The sequence below is a fragment of the Ruegeria sp. G10 genome, assembly GCF_056533645.1.
In genome coordinates, this window is the sequence record NZ_JBQFOQ010000001.1 from 541,922 (window position 1) to 558,903 (window position 16,982).

Sequence of the window (16,982 nt, forward strand, 5' to 3'; positions counted from 1 at the left end):
CTTTGGCAAGCGGGCGCTGAACATATAAGATAACAGGTGCAACAAACGCGCGGAGTTGCATCGGAACCGACACAGGCAAAGCATGAGCCTAGGAAAAGCACACGAAAAACACGGCCGCGCCCCGCGCATCCTGCTTTATAGCCACGACACGTTTGGACTGGGCCACCTGCGCAGGTCACGCGCGCTGGCTGCTGCGATCACGCAAGCCGATCCGCGGGCGTCCGCGCTGATTTTGACGGGCTCGCCCGTGGCCGGGCGCTTTACTTTCCCGCGTCGCGTCGATCACGTACGCCTGCCTGGGGTGACCAAACGCGCCGACGGCTCTTACGCATCGCAGACCATCGGCATGGGTATTGAAGAAGTGACCGAGCTCCGGTCGAGCCTGATCCAGACCGCGGTTGAGCAATTCGATCCCGATGTGTTGATCGTCGACAAGGAACCCACCGGCTTTCGCGGAGAGTTGCTGCCAACCCTCGAATATCTCGAGCATTCGTGTTCGACCAAACTGGTGCTTGGCCTGCGTGACGTGCTGGACGAACCCGAGGTACTGGCCGCCGAGTGGCATCGCAAAGACGCTGTTGCAGCAGCAGAAAGGTTCTATGACGAGATCTGGGTCTATGGCCTGCGCTCTGTCTACGACCCGACGCAGGGCCTGCCGCTGAGCCCGGCCACACAGCAGCGCATCCACTGGACAGGGTACCTCAGGCGCGATCTTGGACCCGTCGGCGAGCCGCCCGAGCAACCCTATATCCTTATCACGCCGGGCGGTGGCGGCGACGGCAAAGCGATGGTCAACCTCGTGCTGTCGGCTTACGAAAAAGACCCAGACCTGTCGCCGCGCGCGGTTCTCGTCTATGGCCCGTTCCTGTCGGGCGAACTGCGCGAAGACTTCGAAACCCGTGTCGCCGCGCTGAACGGCAGGGTCACGGCTGTGGGTTTCGAATCTCAGATCGAAACGCTGTTTGCCGGAGCTGCAGGTGTGGTCTGCATGGGCGGTTACAACACCTTCTGCGAGGTTCTGTCCTTCGACAAGCGTGCCGTCATCGTGCCGCGGACAACCCCGCGGCTTGAACAGTGGATCCGGGCGTCGCGGGCCGAGGATTTGGGGCTGGTGCAGATGCTGGATGAAAAACGCGACGGGTTGACCGCAGATGCAATGATCCATGCGATCCGCGAGCTGTCGAACCAGCCGCTGCCCTCACAGGCCATTCGCGCCGGATTGCTGGATGGGCTGAAATACGTCACCCACCGTATTGATGCCCTGCTGGGCGCGGAACAAAAGCGCGCCACCGGATGACCGCCCACGCACCCAAGCTGGCGGTGTTGGTCAAAGGCTGGCCGCGCCTGTCCGAGACGTTCATTGCCCAGGAACTGGTTGCCTTGCAGGAGGCCGGGCACCTGTTCGACATCTGGTCTCTGCGCCATCCCACAGATACCAAACGCCATCCGCTGCACGACCGATTTCAGGGTCAAGTGCACTATCTGCCAGAATACCTGTACGACGAGCCGCAGCGGCTGCAGACCGCCCGTCGGATTGCGGCACGTCTTCCCGGATACAGTCGGGCCTATGACGTCTGGCGGCAGGACCTGCGCCGCGATCCAAGCCACAACCGCATTCGCAGGTTCGGACAGGCCTGTGTGCTGGCCGCCGAATTGCCCGCTCAAACCCGTGGGCTATATGCACATTTCATGCACACCCCTTCGTCGGTGGCGCGCTATGCCGCCATCATGCGAAATCTGCCATGGAGCTTTTCGGCCCATGCCAAAGATATCTGGACCTCGCCCGAATGGGAAAAACGCGAAAAGCTTTGCGCCGCGACCCATGGTGCCACTTTCGGCGCGACCTGCACGGCGATCGGCGCCGCGCATCTCCGCTCGCTTGCGGATGACCCGGTACGTGTTGACCTGATCTATCACGGGTTGGACCTGTCGCGATTTCCGGCTCACCCACAACGCACTCCGCGCGCCACGACGGCGCCGCTTCGGCTGCTCTCGGTCGGGCGCCTCGTCGAGAAGAAGGGCTTTGATCGGCTGCTTCAGGCTTTTACCTTGCTGCCGGAAACACTGGACTGGCAGTGGACCCACATCGGAGGCGGCGCGCTGCGCGATACGTTGCAGGCACAGGCCGATGCGGCTGGGTTGACCCGACACATACGTTGGAAAGGACCCTGTGATCAGCCCGAGGTGATCGCCGAAATGCGGCAAGCGGATGTGTTCGTCCTGCCCAGCCGCATCGCTGAGGACGGCGACCGGGACGGGTTGCCGAACGTGTTGATGGAGGCCGCATCGCAGCACCTGCCGATCCTGTCCACACCCGTCTCGGCCATCCCCGAATTCATCACCAGCGGCGAGCATGGCGTTTTGTCGAAAGATGAGCCGACGGAATTGGCGGCAGCGATCACTGATCTTGCCGCGCAGCCTGACAAAGCCGCGCGAATGGCACAAGCAGCATATGACCGACTGATCGCAGAGTTTCAGATGGCACCCGGAATCCGGCGGCTGTCGAAGCGGCTGCGCGCCCTCTGTGCGGATGATCTCTGATGGCGCAGATCGCCTTCTATGCGCCGATGAAATCACCCGACAGTGACACCCCCTCGGGGGATCGCGAAATGGCGCGCAACCTCATGACTGCAATCGCAGCTCAAGGGGACCGGGTTGAGCTGGCTTCGCAGCTTCGTATCTACGACAAGACCGGCAATGTGCAGCTGCAAGAGGCGCTTGAGGCCAAGGCAGCGATGGAAGTTGACCGGCTTGTCTCAGAACTGCCCGCGCAGACAAGCCTGTGGGTGACCTATCATAACTACTACAAAGCGCCCGATCTGCTGGGGCCGGCGCTGTGCCGGGCGCGCGGAATACCATATGTTCAGCTTGAAAGCACGCGCGCGACAAGCCGACTGAACGGGCCATGGGATCGCTTCGCCCGCAAGGCCCATGCAGCCTGCGACGCTGCGGACGTGATTTTCTATCACACGGCCAACGATCTGATCACTCTGCAACGGGAACGCTATGCTGATCAGCGGCTTGTCGAGATGCCCCCCTTCCTGCCAATCAACGCTTTGCCCAACGCCTCGACCCAAACGGGCCCGATGCTAACGGTTGGGATGATGCGGACAGGGGACAAGCTGGCCTCTTATGCGCTTTTGGCAGAAGCACTGACACAACTCTCGGCGGAGTGGAGGCTGGATATTGCCGGGGACGGCCCAGCCAGAGCCGAGGTCGAAAGTTTGATGTCCCCGTTCGGCGAACGCGTCAGGTTTCTGGGGCAGCTCGACCGCACCACGTTGCAGCAGGTCTACGGTCAGGCCTCGGTGCTGATCTGGCCCGGCTTCAACGAGGCTTATGGCATGGTCTACCTCGAGGCGCAGGCCGCCGGGGTTCCCGTCGTGGCGCAGGATCGTCCGGGGGTGCGCGATGTTCTATTGCCGTCCGACCACCCGACAGTTCAATCCGGCGCGGCGGGTCTGGCAGCACGCATACAGACCTTTCTGACCGACCCGGAACTCTGCCGGACCGAGGGCGAACGCGCCCGGAGCTATATCGCCACGCGCCATCTTTTGCCCACGGCAACGAAAACCTTCTGGTCTGCGATCAGGCCCATGCTGGAGGATCGTCCATGAGCCGTTTGGCTTTGCTGCGTCACGGACATACCCACTGGAACCGAGCGGGTCGCATTCAGGGGCGCAGCGACATCCCGCTGGACGACGATGCGCGTGCCGAGTTGTCCGGCTATCGCCTCCCCCCGCCCTGGGACGCGGCCTCGGTCTGGGCCAGCCCTCTGTCCCGGGCCGCGGAAACCGCCGCGCTGGTCTCAGGCCGCGCGCCCAAGACTGCGGATGCCCTGATCGAGATGAACTGGGGCGATTGGGAAGGGCAGCGCGGAGCGGACCTGGTCCGACAACCCGACAGCGGTTATCGACATATCGAGGACTGGAGCTGGGATTTCCGACCGCCCTCCGGTGAGAGCCCCGCCGAACTTTGGGCCCGCGTCGCGCCCTGGCTGCAGGCGCTTGAGCGTGACACGCTGGCCGTATGCCACATCGGCATCATGCGCGTGATCCTGGCCAAAGCCTGGGGATGGGACTTCGCAGGACCGGCCCCGTTCAAGATTAAGCGAAACCGATTGTATATTGTTGACCTGAGCGGTTTACAGCCCGAAGCAGAGCCGATCCGACTAATCCCGCGCGAGGGGCTTGCATGAGAGTCATGATCGCCGTCACGCATCTGCTGGGCACCGGCCACCTGAGCCGGGCGCTGACATTGGGTCGCGCCTTTGTGCAGCAAGGACACCAGGTCTTTGTGGTGTCGGGCGGCATGCCCGCACCCCAGCTTGACGCAACGGGCATGACGCTGCTTGGGCTGCCGCCTCTGCGGTCGGATGGAACCAACTTCACACGACTGCTGACGCAAGACGGAACCGCAGCAGACCAGGATTACCTGAGCGCGCGCGTCTCGGCTCTGTCCGAAGCTCTGCGCCGTTTTCAGCCCGAGATATTCATCACCGAGCTCTATCCCTTTGGCCGCCGCGTCTTGGCTGCAGAGTTTCTCGCCGCATTGGAGATTGCGAAATCCCTGCCCAGCCCGCCGGCCATTCTGAGTTCGATCCGAGACATCCTTGCGCCACCGTCAAAGCCTGCAAAAGCCCAACGTGCCGACGAGATCATTGCCCGGTTTTACGACGGCGTGCTTGTTCATTCAGACCCCGGTATTGCGCGGCTGGAGGTCAGTTGGCCGGTGTCGCCCGACCTCGCCTCTAGGCTGCACTATACCGGGTTTGTCGCAGCGCCCGCGCCGCTTCCGCATCCTGATGGCGTTGGCCGGGATGAAGTCGTGGTGAGCGCCGGAGGGGGATCGGTGGGTCAACCGATCTTTCGCGCGGCCATCGAGGCCGCCCGGAAGATGCCCGACCGGCGCTGGCGCCTGCTGGTCGGGGGACAAGACGCACGGGCGCGCATTGCCGAACTGTCGGACACTGCCGGAACGACCCCCATAACAATCGAGCCGGTTCGACCCGACTTCCGCCAAATGCTGCCCCTAGCAGCAGCCTCAGTCAGCATGTGTGGTTACAATACCGCAATGGATCTTCTGCAAAGTGGCACTCCCTCGGTTCTAATACCATTTGACGATGGCAACGAGGTCGAACAAAGCCTGCGCGCACAGAGCCTGACAAAGCTGTCCGGCATCGAGGTTCTGAGCAGCCATGAGCTGAGCGGCAGATCTCTGGCAAAGGCGGTCGCCCGTGTCTTGTCTGATCCCCCACGTGCGGCCATCACCCAGGGTTTCGACGGTGCCCGGCAAGCGGTAGAAATTGCAACCCAAATGGCAAGGACCAGACGATGACCCCGGATTGGCGGCCGCTGGAAACGGAATTCAAGCTTTGGCGCAAGGCAAATCTGACCCTGCCGCTTTGGTGGCGCGACGATGACGCCATAGCAGTCACACCCCAGCTTGAGCAGTTGGCCGCGCTCTCGGACGAGCTCAAACTACCGGTACATCTTGCGGTGATCCCGCATATGGCTAAGGCCGAGCTTGCGGACTACGTTCGGTCTTCACCCGCGTTGATCCCCGTCGTACACGGTTGGGCGCACCAAAACCATGCGCCTCGGCATGAGAAGAAAGCCGAGTTCCGCCTGCACCGACCTATCGAAGCGATTGTCGCGGATGCGGCTGCAGGCTTGGATCGCTTGCAAACCTTGTTCGGCACCCGGCTGCGCCCGATGTTTGTTCCACCCTGGAACCGGATCGCGCCTGAGGTGGTCTCGTATTTACCCGATCTGGGCTACCAGAGTCTGTCGACCGCAACACCACGCAGATCCCGCCTGGCGGCGCCCCGGCTTGAGCAGAACAACACCCATCTTGACCCGATCGACTGGCGCGGTACGCGCGGGCTGGCCAGACCTGACGGCCTGATCGCGCAGACCGTCGCGATGTTGCAGGATCGCCGCGAAGGGCGAGCCGACAACACGGAACCGTTTGGTGTATTGACGCATCATCTGGTCCATGATCAGGACATCTGGAGCTTTACCAAAGACCTGCTGCAACGGCTGTGCGAGGGCCCGGGCGTTCCCTGGGTCGCAGAGCCTGACACCAAAACAGAAGGAACGTCCGAATGAGCAGACTTGATTCCATGCTGCGCCGTCTGACAGCCCAACGCGACGGGCTGAACTGGGCCGCTGCCAAGATCGAGGACTTGGAGGGCGAAGTGCTGGACATGGGGCTGGGCAATGGCCGCACCTATCATCACCTGCGTGAAATCCTGCCAACGCGCCGGATTTGGGTGATGGACCGGGCGCTGCAGTGTCATCCAGACAGCATCCCCCCAGCCGAGGATTTTCTTCAGGGTGAGGCTGAACCCATGTTGGAGCAACTGGCTGCCAAAGGCCCGACCATCATAATGGCGCACTATGATTTCGGGCGCGGCATCAAATCGGAAGATGTGGCAGAAGCCGCGCGTCTCAGCCCTTTAATCGCCAAGGTCATGCGCCCCGGAGGGCTACTGATCTCGGGTCAGCCTCTGGTGGGCTTCGACCAGATTTCCGGCCCGGACACGATCGCGCCGGACCGCTATCTGTTCTATCGCACGTAATCAGAAATCGGGGCGCAGGCCGAACGCCGGTCGCGGTATCCGGGCCTTCGATCCACTGACATCGCGGCCAGCGGCTTCGGGCGCTGTACCGCCATCCATGCAGGATTTGAGATCGGATTGGCGCAAATCGCCAGCATAAGGGCTACCCATCACCGTGGCAGCGGGCTATACGGCCACGCAAACCAGATCTCACACGAGGACCGCCATGAGCTTCGATCGCTCCGTCAAAATCGCACCCTCTATTCTGTCTGCGGATTTCGCCAATTTCGGGCAGGAAATTCAGGCCATCGAAGCGCAAGGCGCGGATTGGGTTCATGTCGATGTGATGGATGGGCACTTTGTGCCGAACCTCACCTTCGGCCCGCCCGCGGTCAAGGCATTCCGGCCGCACGTGAAGACGGTGATGGATGTGCACCTGATGATCGCGCCGGTTGATCCCTACATCCAGGCATACGCCGATGCAGGTGCCGACATCCTGACCGCCCATGTCGAGGCCGGGCCACACACACATCGAACCCTGCAGGCCATTCGCGGCGCCGGCATGAAGGCCGGTGTGGCGCTGAACCCGGGCACCCCGGCAGAGGCAGTTGAACATCTGCTGGATTTGGCTGATCTGGTGTGCGTCATGACGGTAAACCCCGGCTTTGGCGGCCAGAAGTTCATCGATATGACGGCCAAAGTGCATCGCCTGCGTGATATGATTGGCGATCGTCCGGTGCATATCGAAATTGACGGCGGGGTTGACCCCACCACCGCCCCCTTGGTGACGGCTGCGGGTGCCGATGTGCTGGTCGCCGGGTCTGCAGTGTTCAAGGGCGGGTCCGTTGCCAATCCCTCGGTCTACGGCGAAAACATCCGCGCTGTACGGGTGGCCGCAGAAAGCGCAGCAAAGTAGTCGCGGGCTCTCCCGCCAGTCGTCAGCGTTCCTAACGGAACGCCTCCTCCTGTTGGGCCCGGCATCGCGCTACGCGCGATGCCGGGCCCAAGTCCATAAGCGGTATTGGCGCAGCCAATATTGCGTGGACGCGGGAGACGCCCCGCTGTCGGATCATCCGGGTTTGTTCAGATCGTCAAAACTGCGGCCCTCAGCCACCAGTTGTTCCAGCAAGGGCGCAGGTTGCCAGAAATAGGCATCTTCGGTCGACCATTCGAGGATATCCTTCAAAACCTCGGGCAACCTCTGCAGGTCGGCCCATTTGAGCGGCCCGCCCCAAAAGCGGGGGAACCCGTATCCGTAGAGCAGCGCGACATCCACGTCCAAGGGCCTTCCCGCGATACCTTCACCCACGACCCGCGCCGCTTCATTCACCATTGCAACCATATAGCGGCGCACGATCTCGGCATCCGAGAAGCTGCGCGTGACAATCCCCCGCTCCGCCCTCTCTGCTTCGATCAACCGCATGACTTCAGGGTTCGGAGAGCCGCCGCGTTGTCCCGCCTCGTAAACATAGTACCCCTTGCCGGATTTCTGACCAAAATGCCCCGCCTCACACAGCTTGTCAGCGTAGAAGCTGTCTCGTGCCCGCGGGTCCAGTCCAGCGGCGCGCTTGCGTTTGCGCGTGGCCCAGCCGATATCCAGACCGGCCAGATCCGAAACCGCAAACGGCCCCATCGCGAACCCGAACCCGGTCAGGGCCTTGTCAATCTGGAACGGGGACGCCCCATCCAAAACCATATGATCGGCGCAGGCACGGTAGGCGCTGAGAATGCGGTTCCCGATGAACCCGTCACAGACACCCGACCGGACCGAGACCTTACCCAAACGCTTACCCAACGCAAAACCGGTTGCAACCACCTCTGGCGCGGTCGGCTCTGCCACAACGATCTCAAGCAGTTTCATCACATGGGCAGGCGAGAAAAAATGCAGCCCCAGAACATCCTGGGGCCGGCTGATCGACCGAGCGATCTCGTTTATGTCCAGATACGATGTGTTGGTCGCCAAAATCGCCCCGGGCCTGCAAACCGCATCCAGTTGCGCAAAGACGTCTTTCTTCAGTTCCATATCTTCGAAAACGGCTTCGATCACGAGGTCCACAGTGCTCAGCGCGTCATAGTCGGTCGCCAATACCAGCTTGCCATGCAAGATATCCTCACGCGCCTGCGGGCTCAGCTTGCCGCGTTTCACGGCACCGTTCAGCGTTCCCACGATCCGCTCTTTGGCCGCATGCGCGGCTTCGCTCGACCGTTCAAGCAGGGTGACCGGAAAGCCCGACAGCAAAGCTGCGGCGGCGATACCCGCTCCCATCGTACCTCCGCCGACGACACCGATCTGGTGCAGGTCCCGCGGAGCGATACCCTCAAGATCAGGCAATTTCGACACCGCACGTTCTGCAAAAAAGGCATGGATCAGGCCCTTGCGCTGATCCGAGGCCATAAGCTGGTTGAACAGTTCGCGTTCGCGCGCCTGCCCGGCCGCAAAATCCTCGGCCTCGCAGGCGGCCTGTACCGCACGCACCGCTACGGCGGGCGAAAGCTGACCCCGCGCCTTCTTCAGCGTTGCGTCATACGCGGCGTCAAAATCGATGGCCGCGGGTTTCGGCATATCGCAAACCGGGCGGCGCGGCGCATTGCTGTCGAGCAGTTCGCGCGCATAGGCCAAACCGATCTCGCGGGGCTCACCGTCCTGCACGCGATCCAGCACCCCCATCTCCAACGCTTCGGGCGCGCGCACATGCCGCCCGGTCGTGATCATGTCCAAAGCTCTTTCAACACCGGCGACACGCGGAAGGCGCTGCGTTCCACCCGCGCCGGGCAGGATGCCAAGATTGACCTCGGGCAGCCCAACCTTGGCCGATGGCACCGCGATACGGTAGTGGCAGGACAAAGCCACCTCGAGCCCGCCGCCCAAAGCCGTGCCATGCAGAGCCGAAACAATCAGCAAAGGCGAAGCCTCGATACGATCACAAAGGGCGGGCAGGAAGGGATCTTGCGGGGGTTTGCCGAATTCCCGGATGTCAGCACCCGCAAAATAGGTCCGGCCTTCGCCGTAGATTACGACCGCGCGGGCCGCCTCGGCCTCGGCGCGTTCGATCCCTTCCAGAATGCCCTTGCGCATATCTGCGCCCAACGCATTCACCGGCGGGTTTTGAGCCGCCAGCACAGCGATATCGCCGATCTTCTCATAGCTGATCACCCCTGACATGCGCCTGACCTCTCTTCCTGCGTCGCCTGTTTGCCCAAGACTGAACCGGTCAGGCCGCGTATTCAAGTTTATTTTCGACCAACCGTTCGGTTTTTAAACCAGCACCCCGCTGACGCTTATGTGACACCCGTCCAAAGCCCAACACGATAGCATGAGCGCAAGTAGGCTTAATTGGACTTGGCCGGGCCGACCGGGCAGTATCCAAAGACCAGCGTCAACACAGGGAGGCTTAAATGTGTGATGTATGCGTGATGAACGCCGTAAAAGATCGGATGATGTCGCGGCGATCCTTCTTCAAGGCGGGTGCCGCTGTCGCAGCCGGTACGGCGCTTGGAACTGCCAGCGCGCCACCCGCATTGGCCGCCGGCCATGGCGAAGTGGTGGACATGACCCATATTTACGACGCCGAGTTCCCAACCTATTTCGGAGAACCCGGCATAGAGGCTACCCAAGCCTTCAACTTCAAGGATCATGGGTTCAACCTGTTCAACCTTGCGGTAAACGAGCATACCGGCACACATATCGACGCGCCGCTGCATTTCTCGGCGGACGGCCAGTCGGTTGATGAGATACCGGTTTCGAACCTGGTCTGTCCGCTCTGCGTCGTTGATATCGCTGCAAAGGCGGCCGAGAACGCGGATGCGCAGGTTACGCCGGATGACCTGAAGGCCTGGATCGACGCCAACGGGCCGATCCCGGATGGGGCCTGTGTGGCGATGCACTCTGGCTGGGGCGCAAAAACGGCCACCGCCGGGTTCCGCAACGCCGATGACGAGGGCAAAATGCACTTCCCCGGCTTCCATGTCGAAGCCGCACAAATGCTGATAGATGAAACTGGCGCGGTCGCACTGGCGGTGGATTCCCTGTCTCTGGATCACGGACCATCGGCTGATTTCGCGACGCACTATGCGTGGCTGCCCACCAACCGGTACGGGATCGAGAACCTCGCCAATCTCGACAAGGTACCGGCCAGCGGCGCGACCCTGATTGTTGGCGCCCCGTCGCATCGGGGCGGATCGGGCGGCCCTGCCCGCATCTTTGCCATGGTCTGAGCGACCGGCAGGCAAATTGACGCATGTATTGGGCAGGGCTTCGGCCTTGCCCTTATTTTTATGAGACAGATCGAGAGTCTTGCCACGGGTTGCACCAGCTGCACGGCAGCTATGCCTAAGACCCTATGGCTGAGTGTTTTTACCTGCAGTAACGATGCGGTCGAGATTCAGAGACCAGTCGAGACCCGGACCCATGCGCCCCTCAGCCACACACAGCCTTTCCCTGCACACCGCCGTCGAAGTCACCACCGATATCGCCAAAGGCATTTGGCACGCCCTCCTTGAGATCGGCGCTGCGCGGTCGAAAGTGCGCAAAGTACAGGCTCTCTGGGCAATGTCAGACAAAGAACTGGCGGCACGGGACCTGCGGCGCGTAGATATCGTACGTCTGGTCATGGCTGGCGTGATCTGAACCCGCACCCAAGAGCACACGACAAACAGCCCGCAATCCTGCGGGCTTTTTCTTTGGGTTATCTTGATATGTTACCGATTTTTTGCCGTTAGCATAATCGCGTTACATTTTGCTTGCCGCGAATCAGCCCAGCGCGTATTAACCGACCTACCGGTCACTTAATGACATCGCATAACATTCGGAGCCCGCACCCCATGGACGCCTTTATCTGCGACGCCCAGCGCACCCCAATCGGAAGGTACGGAGGCAGTCTGAGCCAAGTGCGCCCCGATGATCTGGCCGCGATTCCGATTGCGGCCCTGATGGCACGCAACCCTCAGGTCGACTGGGCAAGCGTGGATGATGTGATCTATGGCGATGCCAATCAGGCGGGTGAAAGCAACCGCAATGTGGCGCGTATGGCAGCACTTTTGGCCGGGTTGCCTGTGGACGTACCAGGGACCACGATCAACCGGCTGTGTGCTTCGGGCATGGATGCGGTCGGCATGGCCGCCCGCGCAATCCGGGCCGGAGATTATGACATGGCCATCGCCGGGGGCGTCGAAAGCATGTCGCGCGCACCGTTTGTGATGCCCAAAGCGACCAGTGCCTTTTCCCGCGCCAATGCGGTTTTCGACACCACAATCGGCTGGCGGTTCGTGAACCCGAAGATGCAGAAAAATTTTGGTATCGACTCGATGCCCGAAACCGCAGATAACGTAGCGGAAACTTATGGCATCAATCGCGCCGACCAGGACGCCTTTGCCGAACGCAGCCAGGCCCGCTGGGCCGCGGCGCACCAGACCGGGGTGTTTCAGGAGGAGATCACCCCGGTCACAATCCCGCAGCGCAAAGGTGAGTCCGTCGTCGTCGACACTGACGAGCATCCGCGTCCGGGGACCACGGCAGAGAAACTCTCGGCCCTGAAGGGGATCAATGGGGCGGACAAGACCGTGACCGCCGGGAACGCCTCGGGCGTCAATGACGGCGCAGCGGCGATCCTTCTGGCGAATGAAGCTGCGGCGGCAAAGAACGATCTGACACCGATTGCCCGCGTGGTCGGCATGTCCGTTGCCGGGGTCGAGCCGCGCGTGATGGGCATCGGCCCGGTTCCGGCCAGCCAGAAGGTGCTGGCGCGCGCTGGCCTCAGCATCGATCAGATGGATGTGATAGAGTTGAATGAAGCGTTTGCCTCGCAAGGATTGGCGACGTTGCGCGAATTGGGTGTGGCGGATGATGCGCCGCATGTGAACCCAAACGGCGGCGCGATTGCGATTGGCCATCCGCTTGGGATGAGCGGTGCGCGGCTGGTGATGACCGCCGCTTATCAACTGCGCCGCACGGGCGGGCGGTATGCCCTGTGCACCATGTGCGTGGGCGTTGGCCAGGGAGCCGCACTTATTCTCGAACGCGTGTAAGGGAGGAGACCCGACATGTATGCTCAGATGATCAAGACAGCCGGAACCGGCGTGAAATCCCGCGAAGAAATGACCGAGCAGGAGCGCGCCTTTCAGGACAAGATCGACGCCGATATCAAGATCGAACCCAAGGACTGGATGCCCGACGATTACCGCGCGACGCTGATCCGCCAGATCGGCCAGCACGCCCATTCCGAGATCGTCGGCCAGCTGCCCGAGGGCAACTGGATCACCCGAGCACCCACGCTGGAGCGCAAGGCGATCCTGCTGGCCAAGGTACAGGACGAGGCCGGGCATGGGCTGTATCTGTATTGCGCGGCTGAAACGCTGGGTGTCAGCCGGGACGAAATCACCGAGATGCTGCTGGATGGCCGCATGAAGTATTCGTCGATCTTTAATTACCCGACGCTGAACTGGGCCGATATCGGCGCGGTCGGGTGGCTGGTCGATGGCGCTGCGATCATGAATCAGGTGCCGCTGCAGCGGACCTCTTTTGGCCCCTATTCGCGCGCCATGATCCGCATCTGCAAGGAAGAAAGCTTTCACCAGCGTCAGGGTTATGACGCGATCCGCAAGATGGCCGAGGGCACGCCCGAACAGCGCCGGATGGCGCAGGATGCGCTAAACCGGTTGTGGTATCCATCGCTGATGATGTTCGGCCCGTCCGACAAGGACAGCGTGCATTCAGCCCAATCCATGGCGTGGAAGATCAAGATCAACACCAATGACGAGCTGCGCCAGAAATTCGTCGATCAGACTGTCCCGCAGGCCGAATATCTGGGTCTGACAATCCCCGACCCGGACCTGAAATGGAACGAGGAGCGGGGCCATTATGACTACACCGACCCCGACTGGTCCGAATTCTTTGACGTCATCAAGGGCAACGGCCCCTGCAACGTGGACCGTCTGGCCGCGCGCAATAAGGCGTGGGACGACGGCCAATGGGTGCGGGACGGGTTGCTGGCCCATGCCCGCAAGAAACGCACCCGCAATCTGGCGGCAGAATAAACCCGAGGAGGACACACGATGAACAACGAATGGCCCCTGTGGGAAATCTTCATCCGCGGTCAACATGGAATGAGCCACCGTCACGTCGGCTCGCTACACGCCCCCGACGCGGAAATGGCGATCAAGAATGCCCGCGATGTCTACACCCGCCGCAACGAAGGCGTCTCGATCTGGGTGGTCGAAGCCAACAACATCTCGGCGTCGTCGCCCAGTGACAAAGGTCCACTTTATGAGCCCAGCGAAAGCAAGGTCTACCGTCACCCGACCTTTTTCGACATTCCTGATGAAGTGGGGGCGATGTGATGACACGCGATGAGGCGTTCCTGCAATTTCTGCTGCGGATGGGGGACAATACCCTGATCCTCGGCCATCGCGTCAGCGAATGGTGCGGCCATGCGCCGGTGCTGGAAGAAGACATCGCGCTGGCCAACACAGCGCTGGACCTGATCGGTCAGACCCAGATGTGGCTTGGCCTTGCAGGTGAGATCGATGGCGGCAAAAGCGCCGATGATCTGGCCTTTCTACGCGACGCCTGGGATTTCCGAAATGTGCTGTTGGTCGAAGTGCCCAATGGCGATTTCGGGCGCACGCTGATGCGCCAGTTCCTGTTCGACGCGTGGCATTCGATCATGCTGGGTCGTCTGATGAAATCGTCTGACGACCGGGTCGCAGCAATCGCCGCGAAGGCCAGCAAAGAGGTCACGTATCACCTCGAACGCTCGGGCGATACGGTTGTCGGGCTTGGTGACGGGACCGAGGAAAGCCATGCTCGCATGCAAGAGGCGCTGGACTACCTGTGGCCCTATGTCGGCGAAATGTTTGTCAGCGACGATGTCGATGCTGAAATGGTCGCGGCGGGAATCGCCCCGAACCCGGCTGATCTGCGCGCGGAATATGACGCTCTGGTCGAGCGGGTGCTGACCGAGGCCACCCTGACCATTCCCGAAAGCCGCTTTGCCCATAAAGGCGGGCGTGATGGCCGCATGCATACCGAACATCTGGGCCACCTGCTGACACAAATGCAGTGGCTGCAGCGCGCCTATCCCGGCGCAACGTGGTAACTGAGGATGCGGGCCTCGACGGATCGGGTATGGGCGTGGCTGGATGCTGTGCCCGACCCCGAGATCCCGGTGATCTCGGTGGTCGATCTGGGCATCGTGCGCGATGTGCAATGGGATAATGACACGCTGAAGGTCACGGTCACGCCGACCTATTCCGGCTGCCCGGCGACCTCGATCATCAGCATGGATATCGAAACCGCGCTGCGCGAACATGGGATCGAAGATCTGCGGATCGAGACCAGTATCGCGCCTGCCTGGACCACGGATTGGCTCAGCGACAAGGGGCGCGCCCGGCTTGAGGAATACGGAATCGCGCCGCCCCAACCCGCAGGCGGCCCCGAACGCTGCCCGCATTGTGGCAGCAAAGCGGTTGAGAAGGTCAGTCAGTTCGGCTCGACCCCGTGCAAGGCCCATTGGCGCTGCACCGACTGCCTGGAACCTTTTGACTATTTCAAGTGCATCTGAGGGAGGATCACCGGATGGCACGCTTTCATGATCTGGAAGTCACCGACATTCACAAAACCATCCGCGACGCGGTGGTGGTGACGCTGAAACCGGTGAACGGCTCGACCGAAGACTTCGACTTTACCCAAGGCCAATACCTGACCTTTCGCCGCGATTTCGATGGCGAGGAACTGCGTCGGTCCTATTCCATCTGCGCAGGCAAGGATGAGGGCGTTCTGCAGGTCGGTATCAAACGCGTGGATGGCGGTGCGTTTTCGACCTGGGCTAATACCGATTTACAGGTAGGCGATACGGTTCAGGCGATGCCCCCGATGGGCAGCTTTCACACCGCAATCGACCCTGCTGCGGAAAAGCAATATCTGGGTTTTGCGGGCGGGTCGGGCATCACTCCGGTGTTGTCGATCCTGAAAACCACGCTCGCCCGCGAACCGCATTCCCGTTTCACGCTGGTCTATGCCAACAAAGGCGTGAACACGATCATGTTCCGGGAAGAGCTTGAAGACCTCAAGAACCTCTACATGGGGCGCCTGAACGTGATCCACATTCTGGAAACGGACGCGCAAGAGATCGAGTTGTTTACTGGTTTGATCACGCAGGAAAAATGCGCCGAGCTGTTTCAACACTGGATCGACGTACAGAACGTGGATACGGCCTTTATCTGCGGACCCGAGCCAATGATGCTGGGCATTGCCGCGGCGCTTCGTGCGCATGGCTTGAATGACGGACAGATCAAGTTCGAGCTGTTCGCCAGCGCCCAACCGGGTCGCGCCAAGCGCAAGGACAGCGGGGCGGATACGGCGTCGCAAGCCAACCAGACCAAGGCATCGATCACCATGGACGGGGCAACGCAGACGGTCACTATGCCCAAGGATCGCTCGATCCTTGATGCGGCCTTGGAGAACGCGATGGACGCGCCTTATGCCTGTAAGGCCGGTGTTTGTTCGACCTGTCGCTGCCGTGTGCTTGAGGGCGAGGTCGAGATGGTCGCCAATCACGCATTGGAAGATTACGAGGTCGAGAAAGGCTATGTCCTGAGCTGTCAGGCCTATCCGCTGACTGACACCGTGGTCGTGGACTACGATCAATAGACCGGAGGGAATGATGGCTGAAGACATGACAATCGAGAGCTATCTGGCCGCAGGTGGCGTTCTGAGCAACCCAACTAACGTACCACCCCGCTATCGCGCGGAGCTGATGAAGCTGATGGCAACCTTTGTGGACAGCGAGCTGGCAGGGGCTGCGGGTTTTGCCGATGTGATCAATCAGGGCCCCGGCATCAAGGAACGTATCGCAGCGGCAAAGATTGTGCTGGAAAAGACCGACAATGCAGACCGCGTTCTGAAAATCATGGGCGAGTTCGGGGCCAATACCGACCGCTATGCCACTCACCACCCCTGGACCACCCGTCTGGATCGCGACGCGGATATTGGGGCAACCCGGTCCGAGCACGACATGCGCCTTGCGGTTTTCAACTATCCGATTGAGGGATGGGAAGACGCTGTGATCATGAACCTGCTGATGAGCCAAGCGGTTGCAGTCCAACTAGCGCAGTTTTCGCAGATATCCTACCAGCCGCTGGCAGAGGCGTTCCGCGACATCACCCCGATCGAGGCACGCCATGGCGAACTGGCCCTTGAGGGCGCGATCAAGCTGATCGAACAGGGGAAGTCAGCGGAACTGCAGGCCTCGGTCGCGTACTGGTGGCCCCGCGTTGCGGCCAGCTTCGGGACAGCGACCACCGAGAAAACCGAGGCGCTTCGCAAGCTGGGCCTGCGGCATTTGACCGGGGCCGAGATGAAAGATCAGTGGGTGGTCAAAGCGACCGAACAGATCGAGAAGCTGGGCCTGAAGGCGCCCTGATC

At 61.3% G+C, this 16,982-nt stretch carries 19 protein-coding genes; 17 read left to right on the top strand and 2 right to left on the bottom strand.

Annotation, left to right across the window (positions count from 1 at the left end; translation table 11 throughout):
- Positions 1-82 precede the first annotated feature (82 nt).
- From ACR0KM_RS02620 to ACR0KM_RS02650, 7 genes are read left to right on the top strand one after another with little or no spacing between them, the layout of a single operon-like run.
- Positions 83-1,297 (top strand): glycosyltransferase family protein, encoded by a 1,215-nt coding sequence (locus ACR0KM_RS02620; protein WP_480856720.1) that lies wholly within the window; start codon positions 83-85, stop codon positions 1,295-1,297.
- Positions 1,294-2,541: a glycosyltransferase family 4 protein gene (locus tag ACR0KM_RS02625; RefSeq protein WP_480856719.1), complete on the top strand. Its 1,248-nt coding sequence runs from the start codon at positions 1,294-1,296 to the stop codon at positions 2,539-2,541. The genes ACR0KM_RS02620 and ACR0KM_RS02625 overlap by 4 nt, the downstream gene beginning before the upstream one ends.
- Entirely contained in the window at positions 2,541-3,617 is a 1,077-nt protein-coding gene (locus ACR0KM_RS02630; RefSeq protein WP_480856717.1) for a glycosyltransferase family 4 protein, read from the top strand. Before ACR0KM_RS02625 ends, ACR0KM_RS02630 begins: the two co-directional genes overlap by 1 nt.
- Positions 3,614-4,198: a histidine phosphatase family protein gene (locus ACR0KM_RS02635; RefSeq protein ID WP_480819253.1), complete on the top strand. Its 585-nt coding sequence runs from the start codon at positions 3,614-3,616 to the stop codon at positions 4,196-4,198. The genes ACR0KM_RS02630 and ACR0KM_RS02635 overlap by 4 nt, the downstream gene beginning before the upstream one ends.
- Positions 4,195-5,337: a glycosyltransferase family protein gene (locus ACR0KM_RS02640; RefSeq protein ID WP_480856716.1), complete on the top strand. Its 1,143-nt coding sequence runs from the start codon at positions 4,195-4,197 to the stop codon at positions 5,335-5,337. The genes ACR0KM_RS02635 and ACR0KM_RS02640 overlap by 4 nt, the downstream gene beginning before the upstream one ends.
- Positions 5,334-6,110 (top strand): polysaccharide deacetylase family protein, encoded by a 777-nt coding sequence (locus ACR0KM_RS02645; RefSeq protein ID WP_480856714.1) that lies wholly within the window; start codon positions 5,334-5,336, stop codon positions 6,108-6,110. The genes ACR0KM_RS02640 and ACR0KM_RS02645 overlap by 4 nt, the downstream gene beginning before the upstream one ends.
- Positions 6,107-6,583: a class I SAM-dependent methyltransferase gene (locus ACR0KM_RS02650; RefSeq protein ID WP_480819250.1), complete on the top strand. Its 477-nt coding sequence runs from the start codon at positions 6,107-6,109 to the stop codon at positions 6,581-6,583. The genes ACR0KM_RS02645 and ACR0KM_RS02650 overlap by 4 nt, the downstream gene beginning before the upstream one ends.
- Here the strand turns inward: ACR0KM_RS02650 and ACR0KM_RS02655 are convergent, their stop codons facing one another.
- Complete coding sequence (locus ACR0KM_RS02655; RefSeq protein WP_480856712.1) at positions 6,584-6,733, bottom strand: hypothetical protein; 150 nt, start codon at positions 6,731-6,733, stop codon at positions 6,584-6,586.
- 55 nt (positions 6,734-6,788) lie between these two features.
- On the opposite strand from ACR0KM_RS02655, the gene rpe reads away from it, so the two are divergent.
- Positions 6,789-7,478, top strand: a complete 690-nt coding sequence (rpe, locus tag ACR0KM_RS02660; protein ID WP_480819249.1) for a ribulose-phosphate 3-epimerase — start codon at positions 6,789-6,791, stop codon at positions 7,476-7,478.
- 153 nt (positions 7,479-7,631) lie between these two features.
- On the opposite strand, the gene ACR0KM_RS02665 is transcribed toward rpe, so the two are convergent.
- Complete coding sequence (locus tag ACR0KM_RS02665; protein WP_480856710.1) at positions 7,632-9,725, bottom strand: 3-hydroxyacyl-CoA dehydrogenase NAD-binding domain-containing protein; 2,094 nt, start codon at positions 9,723-9,725, stop codon at positions 7,632-7,634.
- Between the two features lie 233 nt (positions 9,726-9,958).
- On the opposite strand from ACR0KM_RS02665, the gene ACR0KM_RS02670 reads away from it, so the two are divergent.
- From ACR0KM_RS02670 to ACR0KM_RS02710, 9 genes are all read left to right on the top strand, one after another.
- The gene (locus ACR0KM_RS02670) at positions 9,959-10,777 is read left to right on the top strand and encodes a cyclase family protein (protein ID WP_480856708.1); all 819 of its coding nucleotides are present in this window, start codon (positions 9,959-9,961) and stop codon (positions 10,775-10,777) included.
- A gap of 193 nt (positions 10,778-10,970) precedes the next feature.
- On the top strand, positions 10,971-11,189 hold the full coding sequence (locus tag ACR0KM_RS02675) for a DUF1127 domain-containing protein (RefSeq protein WP_480856706.1): 219 nt from the start codon (positions 10,971-10,973) through the stop codon (positions 11,187-11,189).
- Between the two features lie 194 nt (positions 11,190-11,383).
- On the top strand, positions 11,384-12,586 hold the full coding sequence (gene pcaF, locus ACR0KM_RS02680; protein WP_480856705.1) for a 3-oxoadipyl-CoA thiolase: 1,203 nt from the start codon (positions 11,384-11,386) through the stop codon (positions 12,584-12,586).
- A 15-nt stretch (positions 12,587-12,601) separates the two neighbouring features.
- Positions 12,602-13,594 carry a 1,2-phenylacetyl-CoA epoxidase subunit PaaA gene (gene paaA / locus ACR0KM_RS02685; RefSeq protein WP_480819244.1) on the top strand — a complete coding sequence of 331 codons (993 nt, stop codon included), beginning with the start codon at positions 12,602-12,604 and terminating at the stop codon, positions 13,592-13,594.
- Positions 13,595-13,612: 18 nt separating this feature from the next.
- Positions 13,613-13,897, top strand: a complete 285-nt coding sequence (gene paaB / locus ACR0KM_RS02690) for a 1,2-phenylacetyl-CoA epoxidase subunit PaaB (RefSeq protein WP_010437865.1) — start codon at positions 13,613-13,615, stop codon at positions 13,895-13,897.
- Positions 13,897-14,655 (top strand): 1,2-phenylacetyl-CoA epoxidase subunit PaaC, encoded by a 759-nt coding sequence (gene paaC, locus ACR0KM_RS02695; RefSeq protein ID WP_480856703.1) that lies wholly within the window; start codon positions 13,897-13,899, stop codon positions 14,653-14,655. Before paaB ends, paaC begins: the two co-directional genes overlap by 1 nt.
- Before the next feature lie 6 nt (positions 14,656-14,661).
- Positions 14,662-15,120 carry a 1,2-phenylacetyl-CoA epoxidase subunit PaaD gene (gene paaD / locus ACR0KM_RS02700; RefSeq protein ID WP_480856702.1) on the top strand — a complete coding sequence of 153 codons (459 nt, stop codon included), beginning with the start codon at positions 14,662-14,664 and terminating at the stop codon, positions 15,118-15,120.
- 14 nt (positions 15,121-15,134) lie between these two features.
- Positions 15,135-16,208, top strand: a complete 1,074-nt coding sequence (gene paaE, locus ACR0KM_RS02705; protein ID WP_480856700.1) for a 1,2-phenylacetyl-CoA epoxidase subunit PaaE — start codon at positions 15,135-15,137, stop codon at positions 16,206-16,208.
- A gap of 13 nt (positions 16,209-16,221) precedes the next feature.
- Positions 16,222-16,980 carry a Phenylacetic acid catabolic protein gene (locus ACR0KM_RS02710; protein WP_480856699.1) on the top strand — a complete coding sequence of 253 codons (759 nt, stop codon included), beginning with the start codon at positions 16,222-16,224 and terminating at the stop codon, positions 16,978-16,980.
- Positions 16,981-16,982 lie beyond the last annotated feature (2 nt).

Coding starts and splice junctions, on each gene's coding strand:
- ACR0KM_RS02620 (WP_480856720.1), top strand. CDS start 83: ATGAGCCTAGGAAAAGCACACGAAAAACACGGCCGCGCCCCGCGCATC.
- ACR0KM_RS02625 (WP_480856719.1), top strand. CDS start 1,294: ATGACCGCCCACGCACCCAAGCTGGCGGTGTTGGTCAAAGGCTGGCCG.
- ACR0KM_RS02630 (WP_480856717.1), top strand. CDS start 2,541: ATGGCGCAGATCGCCTTCTATGCGCCGATGAAATCACCCGACAGTGAC.
- ACR0KM_RS02635 (WP_480819253.1), top strand. CDS start 3,614: ATGAGCCGTTTGGCTTTGCTGCGTCACGGACATACCCACTGGAACCGA.
- ACR0KM_RS02640 (WP_480856716.1), top strand. CDS start 4,195: ATGAGAGTCATGATCGCCGTCACGCATCTGCTGGGCACCGGCCACCTG.
- ACR0KM_RS02645 (WP_480856714.1), top strand. CDS start 5,334: ATGACCCCGGATTGGCGGCCGCTGGAAACGGAATTCAAGCTTTGGCGC.
- ACR0KM_RS02650 (WP_480819250.1), top strand. CDS start 6,107: ATGAGCAGACTTGATTCCATGCTGCGCCGTCTGACAGCCCAACGCGAC.
- ACR0KM_RS02655 (WP_480856712.1), bottom strand. CDS start 6,733: ATGGGTAGCCCTTATGCTGGCGATTTGCGCCAATCCGATCTCAAATCC.
- rpe (WP_480819249.1), top strand. CDS start 6,789: ATGAGCTTCGATCGCTCCGTCAAAATCGCACCCTCTATTCTGTCTGCG.
- ACR0KM_RS02665 (WP_480856710.1), bottom strand. CDS start 9,725: ATGTCAGGGGTGATCAGCTATGAGAAGATCGGCGATATCGCTGTGCTG.
- ACR0KM_RS02670 (WP_480856708.1), top strand. CDS start 9,959: ATGTGTGATGTATGCGTGATGAACGCCGTAAAAGATCGGATGATGTCG.
- ACR0KM_RS02675 (WP_480856706.1), top strand. CDS start 10,971: ATGCGCCCCTCAGCCACACACAGCCTTTCCCTGCACACCGCCGTCGAA.
- pcaF (WP_480856705.1), top strand. CDS start 11,384: ATGGACGCCTTTATCTGCGACGCCCAGCGCACCCCAATCGGAAGGTAC.
- paaA (WP_480819244.1), top strand. CDS start 12,602: ATGTATGCTCAGATGATCAAGACAGCCGGAACCGGCGTGAAATCCCGC.
- paaB (WP_010437865.1), top strand. CDS start 13,613: ATGAACAACGAATGGCCCCTGTGGGAAATCTTCATCCGCGGTCAACAT.
- paaC (WP_480856703.1), top strand. CDS start 13,897: ATGACACGCGATGAGGCGTTCCTGCAATTTCTGCTGCGGATGGGGGAC.
- paaD (WP_480856702.1), top strand. CDS start 14,662: ATGCGGGCCTCGACGGATCGGGTATGGGCGTGGCTGGATGCTGTGCCC.
- paaE (WP_480856700.1), top strand. CDS start 15,135: ATGGCACGCTTTCATGATCTGGAAGTCACCGACATTCACAAAACCATC.
- ACR0KM_RS02710 (WP_480856699.1), top strand. CDS start 16,222: ATGGCTGAAGACATGACAATCGAGAGCTATCTGGCCGCAGGTGGCGTT.